Below are 13,222 nucleotides of genomic sequence, written 5' to 3' on the forward strand. Positions count from 1 at the left end.
AAATAGAAAAAATGAACGTAGTTGTAATTGGATTGGGATTAATAGGAGGGTCATTGGCCCTTGATATCAAGAAGGCATACCCTGACACGCATGTTTTGGGTATTGACATAAATAACGCTCATATAGATCAAGCCTTGCAGTTGGGGATCATAGATAAGCAGGCTGCATTTGCAGATCTGTATAAGGCACAACTGGTAGTTGTAGCCACCCCTGTTAATACTATTGTAGAAATGCTTCCCACAGTACTGGACCATATTAACGATGAGACCGTGGTATTTGATGTGGGTTCTACCAAAAGCCTTATATGCAATAGTGTGGCGCAGCATGCCAGGCGTCGTAATTTTATAGCTGCACACCCCATTAGCGGCACCGAGTTTTCCGGTCCGGGAGCTGCCGTGAATGGATTGTTTAACGGAAAAACCAATATAATTTGCGAAGTAGAAAAGACCGCTTTTAAACTTCAGGAAAAAGCCTTAAAACTGTTCAATGACCTGGGAATGCGTATTAGGTATATGAATGCCGCCGCTCACGATAAGCACATAGCTTACGTGTCACACCTTTCCCATATAAGTTCGTTTATGCTTGGGAAAACAGTAATTGAAAAGGAAAAAAACGAAAGAGACATTTTTGATATGGCAGGTAGCGGTTTTGAAAGTACCGTGAGGCTGGCAAAAAGTTCTCCGGCCATGTGGACACCCATATTCGATCAGAACAAAGAGAATATTTTGGAAACTCTGGATGAATACATTAATAATCTCAAAAAGTTTAAATCGTATATGGAAGCAGGCGACTTCAAATCAGTATATAAAGAAATGGAAGACACCAATTATATACGGGAAATATTAAACGGAATAACTTTACAAAAACCTGAGAAAAGCTAAAAGCTATGGAAAACAATAAAGAATTACGAAGCTGGCTAAACCACTTTGATCTGCCTCATCCGCTGGTTATTGCGGGCCCTTGCAGTGCAGAGACCGAAGAACAGGTATTACAAATTGCGCATGCTCTTAAAGATACCGATGCTACCGTTTACAGGGCAGGTATATGGAAACCCAGAACCAGACCCGGTATGTTTGAAGGAGTAGGGGCCATTGGACTTAAATGGCTGCAAAAAGTAAAACAGGAAACCGGAATGCTAATTGCTACCGAAGTAGCAAACCCAACACACGTGCAACTCGCCCTGGAACACGATGTAGATATACTCTGGATTGGTGCCCGCAGTACAGTGAGCCCCTTTATAGTGCAGGAAATAGCAGATTCATTAAAGGGAACCGATAAAATAGTAATGGTTAAAAACCCTGTAAACCCAGATCTGGCACTATGGCTGGGAGCTATAGAGAGACTGTACAAAGCCAATGTTAAAAAGCTAGGGGCTATACACAGAGGCTTCTCTACCTATGAGAAAACCAAATACAGGAATATACCCGAATGGCAGTTACCTATAGAGCTTCAAAATCGTTTTCCAGATCTCCCCCTTATTTGCGACCCTTCACACATTACAGGAAAGCGTGATATGGTGTTTGATGTATGCCAGACCGCTCTTGACCTTAATTATGACGGACTCATGGTAGAGACTCATAGTGATCCTGCGAATGCCTGGAGCGATGCTGCACAACAGGTAACCCCGGAAACCCTTGTACAGATCATGAAAGACCTAAGAATACGAAAAGAAACCGATGAGGAAGCCGATTTCACCCAGAAACTGGCCAATTTACGAACTCAGATAGATGTAATAGACCAGCAATTACTGGAAAACTTAGGAAGACGCATGAAAGTGGCAGATGAGATTGGTTCTCTCAAGAAAAAAAGAAATGTAGCCGTTTTGCAGAGTAAACGTTGGAATGAGATCCTGGGTAAGATGATCCTGGAAGGAGAAGAAAAGGGCCTTAGTGAAGAATTTGTTTTACGCCTTTTCAAGGCAATTCATCAGGAGTCCATTAATCATCAGGAAAAAATAATAAAAAGATAAGAGAAGAGCGGCCCGGGCCGCTCTTTTATTACCATTATTTTAATCTCTTGAAAATAAAGCGGGTAATGAAAATCCCTTTACCATCTCCTTTTCCCGCGTCACTTTCCACACCACTGGTTACAAAGGCAAGATCCCATCCTTCTTCGATCATTGTGTTTATTTTAGAAGTAATTACCGCATCATTGGCAGCAATGTTCTGAAAACGGATACCTCCCAGATTAAAAAAGTTAAGCAGTTTGGTTTCTTCAAAATTTTTCACTCGTATTTCCCCTCTATTTGATTTGTTCCGTTCATCATCCTGTTCTGAGCGTTGTGAAGTAAATTCTTTGTAATCCCGTTGCTCATCAGACGAAATGATACGGGATCTTCCCAGTCCGTTAGGAACAATAGATTCTACCGAAGTAATCACTCTGTATTCATACTGTTGGGCATACATGTCTGTAAAGGCACATACGGCGAAAAAAATAAAAAGAAAGTGTTTTTTCATAATCTTAGTTTTAGGTGATTGTTTGTGCTAAGATACTTTTTTTAACATTTTAACAAATATAAATTATGGTATCTTGCAAAAATAAACTATCAAAATGACGGGTACGGTTTATAAATCTACCGGAAGCTGGTACACAGTTAAGACAGAAGAAGGAAAAAACTACGAATGCCGTATAAAAGGCAAGTTCAGGATGAAAGGTATTAAAAGCACCAATCCTGTGGCAGTGGGAGACCATGTTTCCTTTGAACTGGAAGAAAATACAGATACTGAAAAGGGTGTTATCACCAGAATACACGATCGTCGCAACTACATTGTTCGAAGATCAGTGAACCTTTCAAAGCGTACTCACATAATCGCTGCAAATATAGATCAGGTATTTCTGCTGGTAACCCTTAACAATCCACCCACTCTTCCCGGTTTTATTGACCGTTTTCTGGTGACAGCAGAGGCTTATGATATAGATGTGATCTTACTTTTTAACAAAGCCGATACTTATAATGAAGATGAATTACTGGAGGTCAAGTATCTGGCTGCTTTATATCGTAAAATAGGGTATAGGTGTATAGGGATTTCAGCAGTTACCGGAAAAAATGTAGATAAGGTGATCACGCTTATGAAAAACAAAGTAAGTATGTTCTCAGGGCATTCCGGATCCGGAAAATCTACACTCATTAATTGTATAGACCCCTCTCTCAATCTGCGCACAGCCGAAACTTCTGAACAACACAGGCAGGGACAACATACCACTACATTTGCAGAGATGTTTGACCTTCCCGATGGAATACGGATCATTGACACACCGGGAATTAAAGGCTTTGGGATTGTAGATATGGAAAAAGATGAGATTGGAGATTATTTTCCCGAGTTTTTTGCACTTAAAGGAGAATGCAGGTTTAATAACTGCCTTCACATGGAAGAGCCTAACTGTGCCGTAAAAAAAGCACTGGAGAATGACGAGATCGCGTGGAGCCGTTACAAAAGCTATTTGCAAATGCTGGAAGGAGAAGAAGAACCGTATCGCACCGATATTTACGGAGAAGAGTAAAATACCATTTTATGAGAGCAGTGGTTCAAAGAGTATCTCATGCAAGCGTGGTCGTAGATGAAAAAACGGTAGCGTCTATAAAAGGCGGGCTCCTTATTTTATTGGGAGTTACCCATGATGATACACAAGAAGATATAGACTGGCTGGCTGGTAAAATAGCCAGATTGCGCATTTTCAATGATCCTAAAGGAGTTATGAACGTTTCTCTGGCAGATACCGGGCAGGATGCCATCGTAGTAAGCCAGTTTACTCTGCATGCTTCCGTTAAAAAAGGGAACAGGCCTTCTTATATTAACTCTGCCGGCCCCGATATAGCAGTTCCTTTCTATGAAAATTTCATTAAAAAGCTAGAAGATCTGTTAAGTAAAAAAATAGGATCAGGGGTTTTTGGTGCTGATATGAAAGTATCACTTTTAAATGACGGACCGGTTACTATTGTCATTGACAGTAAGAAAAGGGAGTAGGTCGAAAAGTAACAGGGATATCTGCTTTTTTTGTAAACTTTTTGTAAGTTGCACATCCTAAGAAATTGTTAATTAATGAAAATTAATTTCTGTGCCCTCCAGTTAGTTTTTGCCGTATTTCCGTTACTTTCTTTCTCACAGGATTTAAACTATTCCTATCTCACAGTTCCACAAGAACTTAAGGAAAATGCCAATGCAGTAGTACGATATGAGGAAAAAGATATCTTACTCGAGAATACAGATAAGATGATCATTTCTTATAAAAGGGTAATTACCGTTCTCAATGAAGAAGGGAATCGGTTAGTAGGTGCCTTCGCTTTTTATGATGACGATACGCGCATAACACAGCTTCAGGCAGTGATTTATGATACAATGGGAAATGAGATCAAAAAAGTGAGAAACAAAGATTTCAAGGATCAAAGCGCAGTAGATGGCGCTACGCTTTATTCTGAATCGCGGGTGAAGTTTTTAGATTATACCCCGGTTTCCTATCCTTATACCATAGAGTTTTCTTATGAAACCAAAACACCCATAACAGTTTTTATCCCTTCTTGGTCACCACTTTCCAGATATTTTCAAAGCGTTCAAAAGTCTGTTTATAAAATTACCTATGCCGAGGGTATGGATGTAAGGGTAAAAGAACGACATTTTAATGGCTTTTCCATAGCAAATAAGTCAACTGACGGTTTAGTACATTATGAGGCTACAAATTTAGAAGCTTTAAAACCTGAATATCTGGCTTTGCCTATTAATGAGTTTACTCCCGGTGTTATGGTAGCCAGTACAAAGTTCAACGCTCACGGAGTGCATGGATCTGCTTCTAACTGGCAAGAATTTGGGAAATGGATGTACGATCATTTACTTCAGGGCAGAGACCATCTTGATCCTGAAACCATAAGCCGTGTTCAGCAACTTACAGCACACTTGGAAGATCCTGTGGAAAAAGCCAAAATTGTTTATAAATATATTCAGGACAATACCCGGTACATTAGTGTACAGGTAGGCATAGGAGGATATCAACCCATTCCGGCAAGTGATGTGGACCGGGTAAAATACGGTGATTGTAAAGGCCTTACCAACTATACTATGGCACTGCTAAGTGCCGTGGGTATAGAATCGTACTACGTTCATGTAGAAGCAGGTACCGAAAAAATTGATATGGAAAATGATTTTGCTTCCATGAACCAGGGAAATCATGCCATCCTTTATATCCCAAATGAGAATGACGAAATTTGGCTGGATTGCACAAGTCAGGTACATCCGTTCGGGTTTGTAGGCGATTTTACTGATGACCGGGAAGTATTAGTCATGACACCCGAAGGAGGAGTCATAAAAAGGACCCCGGTATATGCCAATGAAACTAATCATAAACATACCAAAGCATCGATTGCCTTAAATACGGAAGGAACAGTAAATGCTGAAGTCAGTATTATCTCCAAGGGAATTGAGTATGACCGTCGCTTTTATCTGGAGCACAGTTCAGAAAAAGATAAGATTGCATTTTACAAAAGAGACTGGCACTATCTTAATAACCTACATGTTTCCACAGTTTCTCTAGAGAACAACCGGGACGATATTAGTTTCAAAGAACACCTGAATGTTCAGATTGATACCTATGCCACAAGCAGCGGAGAACGTCTTTTGCTCACCCCTAATTTTTTTAACAAAGAAACTCATGTGCCTCAAAGATATCGAAACCGTATTTCCGACTTCAGAATTGAAAGAGGGTATTGGTATGAAGACGAATATACCATAACACTACCCCCAGGGTATAAAATAGAAGCACTCCCCGAACCGGTTGATATAGAAAACAAGTATGGCCATTATAAAATGAAACTTGAGGTCAGCGGCCAAACCCTTCACTATTACCGGGATCTGCTTTTAAAAAAGGGAACTTATGATAAAGGTGACTACGATGCCTATCGAAAATTTAAAAGAACCGTGGCCAAAACAGATAACGCAAAAATAGTTTTAATCAAAACACAGTAATAAAAATGAATAAACCGTTTTTTCTATGGTTGCTATGCCTGGTATTCACTTTTAAGGTAAGCAATGCTCAGAAAGATTTTAAATTAGGCAAACCTTCAAAAGAATTAGTAACCCAGTCAGAACATCCAATCGAAAAAGACGCAAGAGCTGCAATTATTTACAGAAAAGAACGCTGTTTTTTCGATTTTACACAACGAGAAGGGTTTTCTCTGGTAAAAGATGTAGAAATTCGTGTCAAGATATATAACAAAGAAGGCATGGATTGGGCCACTTTTGAAATACCTCTTTACCATTCGGGAAGTGAGGAAGAAAAAATAATGTCTATAAAGGGATATACATTTAATGCAGAAAACGGGAAAATAGTTACAAGTAAGCTTAAGAGTGACGGGAAATTCAAAGAAAATAGAAATAAGTACTGGAGTGTATCCAAAATAACCATGCCTAATGCCAGAGAAGGCAGTGTGATAGACCTGCATTACAAAACCGTATCTCCATTTATTTTTAACGTAGGAGAATTTGTTTTTCAATACGATATTCCCGTAGATGAAATACATGCCAAGATCGACATTCCGGAGTATTTAAAGTTCAAGACCTATAGCAAAGGCTTTTTTCCTATAAGTTATCAGGAAAGTATGGAAAACCGAAAACTTTCTTTTACCCAAAAAAATAATAACAGGGTTAATGATTTTGGACTGAAATCCGGTTCTAATTACAGCCAGGAAGAACTAAATGTAAGAGAGAGCATTTATCTGCTGTCTGCTCAAAATATACCCTCGCTTAAAGAAGAAAAATATACCAGTAATATAGATAATTACAGAACTGCGCTAACTTTTGAGCTATCATCCACCCAATGGCCCGGAGAGACCTACAAGCTCTACTCTCAAACCTGGGAAAATGTAGCAAAAAGTATTTATCAGCTCAGTAGTTTTGGAAATGAACTAGATAAAAAAGGCTACTATGAAGAAGATCTGGAAGCCCTGATAGGAGGAGTGAGTGATAAAATGCAAAGAGCAGCACTTGTTTACAACTATGTACAACAAAAAATGACCTGGAATCAGTTTAACTCAGTCACAACCGATGTAGGTGTTAGAAAAGCCTTTAAAGATGGGGTGGGTAATGTTGCCGAAATTAACCTTATGCTGGTTTCTATGTTGCGTCATGCGGGAGTAAACGCTAATCCTGTGCTGGTAAGTACCCGTTCTCACGGCATACCCTTGTTTCCCACCCGGGAAGGTTTTAATTATGTAATTGCAGCTATTGAGATCGAAAACGGACTTATACTGTTGGATGCTACCGAAAAATATGCCTACCCCAACGTACTCCCCAAAAGAGTTTTAAACTGGAACGGCAGGTTGATTCGTGAAGATGGTAGTTCTTCCGGAGTAAATTTAATCCCTAAAAAGCCCTCTAAAGAAACCTACAGTATGAACGTTACACTTGATGATGCGGGAATTGCCGAAGGGAAGATTCGGGTGCATAGCACAGATCAAACCGCGCTCTTTTTCAGGCAAAACATAAAACCTATGGTAAGAGAACAGTACCTGGAAAGACTTGAAGATGCACACGGGGGTATTGAGATTTCAGATTATGAGATACAGAATGCAAATGATGTATCCAAACCTATTGTAGAGACTTATAGCTTCTATGCCGAAGATGCCGTAGAGATCATAGGAGATAAAATGTATATTTCTCCACTGCTTTTTATGGCCATAAACGAAAATCCTTTTAAATTGGAGAAAAGAGAATATCCTATTGATTTCACCTATCCCAAACATAAAAAGTACATGGTGAATATTAAATTACCGGAAGGCTTTAAAATAGAATCCGTTCCCGAGAACATAGCTTTGAAGTTGCCGGAAGATATGGGTATGTTTCGATATACAATGACCGTAAAAGATAATCTTTTACAATTGTTAACCTCAACAGAGATCGATCAGGCAGTCATACCAGCCCACTATTATGATAGTATTAAGGAGTTTTATAAGCAAATGATCGATAAGGAGAATGAAAAAGTAGTACTTACTAAAGCTTAACGGATATGGATATAAAAAATGCACAAAGAGCGGTAGATAGTTGGATACAGGAGCATGGTGTCCGATATTTTAATGAACTTACCAACATGGCACAACTCACGGAAGAAGTAGGTGAGGTAGCCCGAATTATTGCCAGGCGCTATGGGGAACAGAGCGAAAAAGAAAGTGATAAAGATAAAGACCTGGGAGAAGAACTGGCAGATGTGGTCTTTGTAGTGCTTTGTCTTGCCAATCAAACAGGAATTGACCTGCAGAAAGCCTTTGATCGCAAAATGGAAAAGAAAACAAAAAGAGACCATGACCGGCATCACGGTAATAAAAAATTAAAATAATACGCGTATCTTGCATAAGCGATAAATTTATATTCCCGCTTTTGCGGGAATATGTGTTTTTAAGGTGAAAAATAAAGTAAACCAGTGAAGCTGCTCCTGCAAAATACAACCAAAAACGTAGAGGCCCGGATACGTATAACCGGGTCGAAAAGCGAAAGCAATCGTTTATTGATACTCAAAGCACTATTTCCTTCAATCACTATTAACAACCTTTCAAATTCTGATGATACGCAGGTAATGCAAAAGGCACTTGCCTCTCAGGAACATGAAATAGATATTCATCATGCCGGTACGGCCATGCGTTTTCTCACTTCGTATTTTGCCATTCAGGAAAACCGTAGTGTGATACTTACCGGATCCCATCGAATGAAAGAAAGGCCCGTTAAAATACTGGTAGAGGCACTTAACAGTCTGGGAGCAGATATCAGGTACCTTGAAAAACAAGGGTATCCGCCACTTCACATTCGTGGAAAAAAGCTTTCAGGTGGGAAAGTGCGCTTAAAAGCCAATGTAAGCAGTCAGTATATATCTTCACTTTTGCTCATTGGGGCCAGACTGCAAAACGGCCTTGAAATAGAGTTGGAAGACAAGGTCACTTCACTTCCGTATATACAAATGACACTTACTTTATTAAAAAAGTTAGGTGTGTCCTGTAGTTTTAAGGGGCATACGGTTAAAGTATCTCCGTTTCACGAAATACCATTGGCAGAGTTTACAGTAGAATCTGACTGGAGTTCGGCATCTTATTATTACAGTTTGGCGGCCATCGCTCCCAAAGCTAATATAAGGCTTTCCAGTTATCACAAAAACAGTTTACAGGGAGATCATATTTTACAGGATATTTACCGTTTTTTTGGTGTAGATACCCGGTTTTCAGACGGAGTGATGTGGCTTACCCATTTGGGAGCAGCAAAAAATACAGTTTTAAAACAAGATCTTACACAGGCCCCTGATATTGCCCAAACTATAGCCGTGACCTGTTTTGCTACCGGAAAAGCGTGTCATCTTACCGGACTACATACTTTAAAAATAAAAGAGACCGACCGGCTTGAGGCACTAAAAACAGAACTTGGTAAACTGGGTGCAAAAATACAGGTTACCGATTCTGAACTCATACTTTCGCCTTCAGGTTCCATAAAAAAAGGAGTGGCTATCAATACTTATGATGACCACAGAATGGCTATGGCTTTTGCTCCTTTGGCGATGAAAGAACCCATACTTATTAATAATGCCGAGGTAGTTTCCAAGTCGTATCCTGATTTTTGGAATGATCTTAAATTAGCGGGAATTGATCATATTAAACAGACATTATAACCCTTTAAAATCATAAATATTACAGAATACTTGACAACCCCTGTTGCGGGGTTGTATATTTGCAGCCCTCTTTACCACAGAATGGGTGATAAAATCGGTCTGTAGATCAAAAATATACCATGATTGGTCACTATAGAGGAATGAGTACAAGCAGATAACCACTCCTTAATAATGTAAAATAAAAGATACATGAAATTATCTCATTTTAATTTTGACCTTCCTAAAGAACTTTTAGCAGAATATCCCTCCGAAAATCGTGACGAAGCACGTTTAATGGTAGTCAATAAAAAAGACAATACCATAGAACACCGTCTTTTTAAAGATGTGATCGATTATTTTGATGAAGGAGATGTCATGGTGCTTAACAACACTAAGGTATTTCCTGCCCGTTTATATGGTAACAAAGAAAAAACCGGTGCCAGGATTGAGGTGTTTCTTTTACGAGAACTCAATGCCGAACAACGCTTATGGGATGTACTGGTAGATCCGGCCAGAAAGATACGAATTGGGAATAAGTTGTATTTTGGAGATGATGAGAGCCTGGTAGCAGAAGTTATTGATAATACCACTTCCAGAGGGCGAACCCTGCGTTTTCTTTATGACGGGTCTTATTATGAATTTAGAAAAAAACTTAAAGAGTTAGGAGAAACCCCACTTCCCAAATACATAAAAAGAAGTGTTGAGCCGGAAGATGAAGAACGTTACCAAACCATATATGCCAAGCACGAAGGTGCCGTGGCAGCACCTACCGCAGGGCTGCATTTCTCAAAACACCTGTTAAAGCGACTTGAAATAAAAGGAATTAACTTTGCAGAAGTTACATTGCATGTAGGGCTTGGCACCTTTAACCCTGTAGAAGTAGAAGACCTGTCTAAGCATAAAATGGATAGCGAAGAACTATCTATTGATACCGATGCCTGCGATGTTGTAAACAAAGCAAAAATTAAAAAGAAACGGGTTTGTGCAGTGGGGACCACCGTAATAAGAGCATTGGAAAGTTCAGTATCTTCAGAACATACCCTCAATCCTTTTGAAGGATGGACCAATAAATTTATATTTCCTCCGTACGATTTTAGTATTGCCGATTGTATGATCACCAACTTCCACACCCCAAAATCAACCTTGTTAATGATGGTTTCAGCATTTGCGGGGCATGATCTTATAAAAAAGGCATATGAAGAAGCTGTTAAGGAAAAATACAAGTTCTATTCGTATGGTGATGCCATGCTTATACTATAAAAGTGTAGATTATGGCCCTGTGAAAACAGGGCCTTTTACCATATAAAAAAGACCTTTCTTCTGAACGCTACGTTTGATTAGACAAGAATGCAGACCTTAAAAAAAGACATACGGGCACTTTCCCGGGAACAGCTTAGAGATTTTTTTGAAAGTAGAGGAGAAAAAGCTTTCAGAGGCAATCAGGTGTATGAATGGCTATGGAACAAGGCAGCGCATTCTTTTGAAGATATGACAAACGTTTCTTTAGAAACCCGTCAAATGCTCAAAGAGCATTTTGTCATAAACCATATACGGGTAGACCGAATGCAACGCAGTGCAGACGGAACTATAAAAAACGCCATAAAACTTCATGACGGGCTCATTGTAGAGTCAGTATTAATACCTACCGATACCAGAACAACAGCTTGTGTATCCAGCCAGGTGGGGTGCAGCCTTGACTGTAAGTTTTGTGCCACTGCACGCCTTAAGCGTATGCGCAACCTCAACCCCGATGAAATATATGACCAGGTAGTAGCGATTGATAATCAGAGTAAACTCTATTTTAACCGTCCTCTCAGTAATATTGTTTTTATGGGTATGGGGGAGCCACTCATGAATTATAAAAATGTGCTGGCCGCCATCGATAAAATTACTGCTCCCGATGGATTAGGAATGTCCCCCAAACGTATTACCGTTTCTACTTCGGGTGTGCCTAAGATGATAAAACGTCTGGCTGATGATGAGGTTAAGTTTAAACTGGCAGTATCCTTACATTCGGCCATAGATGAGGTAAGAACGTCCATAATGCCTTTCAACGCCACATTTCCGCTTAAAGACTTGCGTGAGGCGCTACAATATTGGTATCAAAAAACCAAAAGCAGGATAACCTACGAGTATGTAGTATGGAAAGGTATCAATGATACCCGTAAAGATGTAGAGGCATTAGTGAAATTTTGCCGCTTTGCTCCGTCAAAAGTAAACCTTATTGAGTATAATACCATTGATGATGATCAATTTCAGCAAGCGCCAGATACAGCTGTTAATATGTATTGTGACCTTCTCGAAGAAAACGGGATCATTGTCACCGTGCGCAGATCTCGTGGGAAAGATATAGATGCTGCCTGCGGGCAGTTGGCCAATAAATCATCCTAAAACAAAAAATTACCACGTCTAAATACCTTCTTTTTCTTTTTTTCACGCCCTAAATAGTATATTTGGGAGATCAATGAAAGTTGTAGAGCAGATAAAGACGCCTATTCGTCAGGAAATGGAGCTTTTTGAAAAGAAGTTCTATGAATCCATGTCCTCCAAAGTAGCCCTTCTCAATCGTATTACCCATTATATAGTAAACCGGAAGGGAAAACAAATGAGACCCATGTTTGTGTTTCTGGTAGCTAAAATGGTATCAGGTGGAAATGTAAATGAACGTACTTATAGAGGGGCTTCAGTTATAGAGCTTATACACACAGCCACCCTTGTACATGACGATGTGGTTGACGATAGTAACCGGCGCAGAGGCTTCTTCTCTATAAATGCTTTATGGAAAAATAAGATTGCCGTACTGGTAGGAGATTATTTATTATCTAAAGGATTGCTTCTTTCTATAGATTACGGTGATTTTGACCTTTTGGAGATCATTTCCGTAGCCGTGCGGGAAATGAGTGAAGGCGAACTCCTTCAAATTGAAAAAGCCCGCAGACTGGACATTACAGAGGAAATTTACTATGAGATCATACGTCAAAAAACAGCTACACTCATAGCTTCCTGTTGTGCTTTGGGTGCCTGTTCAGTAAATACCTCCCGTGAAGAAGTAGAAAATCTCAGAAAATTTGGAGAACTTATAGGGATGGCTTTTCAAATAAAAGACGATCTTTTTGATTATAGTGAAGGGCCCATAGGCAAGCCTACCGGTATAGATATAAAAGAACAGAAAATGACCCTCCCGCTCATTTATGTTCTCAACAATGTATCTGACAAAGAGAAAAAATGGCTCATCAACTCTGTAAAAAACCACAATAAGGATAAAAAGAGAGTTCGTGAAGTCATTGCTTTTGTAAAAGAAAAAGGGGGGCTGGATTATGCCGAACAAAAAATGAGAACATTTCAGGAGCAGGCAGGTAAAATCCTGGATCGGTACCCGCATTCGGAATATAAAAATGCGTTGGAAACCATGATAAATTACGTGATAGATCGTAAAAAGTAAAACCAGCACTTCCCATTTCATTAGGTTTTCTTGATTATGGTTGTAAAACACTTTAAGCTGTTTTTCAGGACAGTATGCGCTAAAAATTAAATAACTTGTAAAAAATTAAAAAGACAGGCAACCCTTTTTCCAAAAGTATCGTCTATATAAACAGAAAGCATAAATATG

The 13,222-nt window shown here is 39.4% G+C and carries 12 protein-coding genes; 11 read left to right on the top strand and 1 reads right to left on the bottom strand.

Annotated elements, in window-relative coordinates:
• The first annotated feature begins 11 nt into the window (after positions 1-11).
• Complete coding sequence (locus tag WAO84_RS10335) at positions 12-881, top strand: prephenate dehydrogenase (protein WP_340065575.1); 870 nt, start codon at positions 12-14, stop codon at positions 879-881.
• Between the two features lie 5 nt (positions 882-886).
• Positions 887-1,969: a chorismate mutase gene (locus tag WAO84_RS10340; protein ID WP_340065577.1), complete on the top strand. Its 1,083-nt coding sequence runs from the start codon at positions 887-889 to the stop codon at positions 1,967-1,969.
• A 34-nt stretch (positions 1,970-2,003) separates the two neighbouring features.
• Here WAO84_RS10340 and WAO84_RS10345 read toward each other — a convergent pair whose 3' ends face one another.
• Complete coding sequence (locus WAO84_RS10345; RefSeq protein ID WP_340065579.1) at positions 2,004-2,456, bottom strand: hypothetical protein; 453 nt, start codon at positions 2,454-2,456, stop codon at positions 2,004-2,006.
• 94 nt (positions 2,457-2,550) lie between these two features.
• Here WAO84_RS10345 and rsgA point away from each other — a divergent pair, with 94 nt between their 5' ends.
• The 9 genes from rsgA (at position 2,551) to WAO84_RS10390 (ending at position 13,054) form a co-directional block, all read left to right on the top strand.
• Positions 2,551-3,501, top strand: coding sequence for a ribosome small subunit-dependent GTPase A (gene rsgA / locus WAO84_RS10350; protein WP_340065580.1), 951 nt, complete (start codon positions 2,551-2,553; stop codon positions 3,499-3,501).
• Positions 3,502-3,512: 11 nt separating this feature from the next.
• The gene (dtd, locus tag WAO84_RS10355; protein WP_340065581.1) at positions 3,513-3,965 is read left to right on the top strand and encodes a D-aminoacyl-tRNA deacylase; all 453 of its coding nucleotides are present in this window, start codon (positions 3,513-3,515) and stop codon (positions 3,963-3,965) included.
• A gap of 75 nt (positions 3,966-4,040) precedes the next feature.
• Positions 4,041-5,954 carry a DUF3857 domain-containing protein gene (locus WAO84_RS10360; protein WP_340065582.1) on the top strand — a complete coding sequence of 638 codons (1,914 nt, stop codon included), beginning with the start codon at positions 4,041-4,043 and terminating at the stop codon, positions 5,952-5,954.
• A 5-nt stretch (positions 5,955-5,959) separates the two neighbouring features.
• Complete coding sequence (locus WAO84_RS10365; protein ID WP_340065583.1) at positions 5,960-7,987, top strand: transglutaminase family protein; 2,028 nt, start codon at positions 5,960-5,962, stop codon at positions 7,985-7,987.
• Positions 7,988-7,992: 5 nt separating this feature from the next.
• A complete protein-coding gene (locus WAO84_RS10370) occupies positions 7,993-8,319 on the top strand; it encodes a nucleotide pyrophosphohydrolase (protein WP_340065584.1) in 327 nt (108 codons plus the stop codon).
• 84 nt (positions 8,320-8,403) lie between these two features.
• Positions 8,404-9,633 carry a 3-phosphoshikimate 1-carboxyvinyltransferase gene (gene aroA / locus WAO84_RS10375; protein WP_340065585.1) on the top strand — a complete coding sequence of 410 codons (1,230 nt, stop codon included), beginning with the start codon at positions 8,404-8,406 and terminating at the stop codon, positions 9,631-9,633.
• 189 nt (positions 9,634-9,822) lie between these two features.
• Positions 9,823-10,872 carry a tRNA preQ1(34) S-adenosylmethionine ribosyltransferase-isomerase QueA gene (queA, locus tag WAO84_RS10380; protein ID WP_340065586.1) on the top strand — a complete coding sequence of 350 codons (1,050 nt, stop codon included), beginning with the start codon at positions 9,823-9,825 and terminating at the stop codon, positions 10,870-10,872.
• Between the two features lie 87 nt (positions 10,873-10,959).
• Complete coding sequence (gene rlmN / locus WAO84_RS10385; RefSeq protein WP_340065587.1) at positions 10,960-12,003, top strand: dual-specificity RNA methyltransferase RlmN; 1,044 nt, start codon at positions 10,960-10,962, stop codon at positions 12,001-12,003.
• Positions 12,004-12,076: 73 nt separating this feature from the next.
• The gene (locus WAO84_RS10390) at positions 12,077-13,054 is read left to right on the top strand and encodes a polyprenyl synthetase family protein (RefSeq protein ID WP_340065588.1); all 978 of its coding nucleotides are present in this window, start codon (positions 12,077-12,079) and stop codon (positions 13,052-13,054) included.
• The last annotated feature ends 168 nt before the right edge of the window (positions 13,055-13,222 follow it).

This window comes from Ascidiimonas aurantiaca (assembly GCF_037646345.1).
Lineage (GTDB): Bacteria > Bacteroidota > Bacteroidia > Flavobacteriales > Flavobacteriaceae > Ascidiimonas > Ascidiimonas aurantiaca.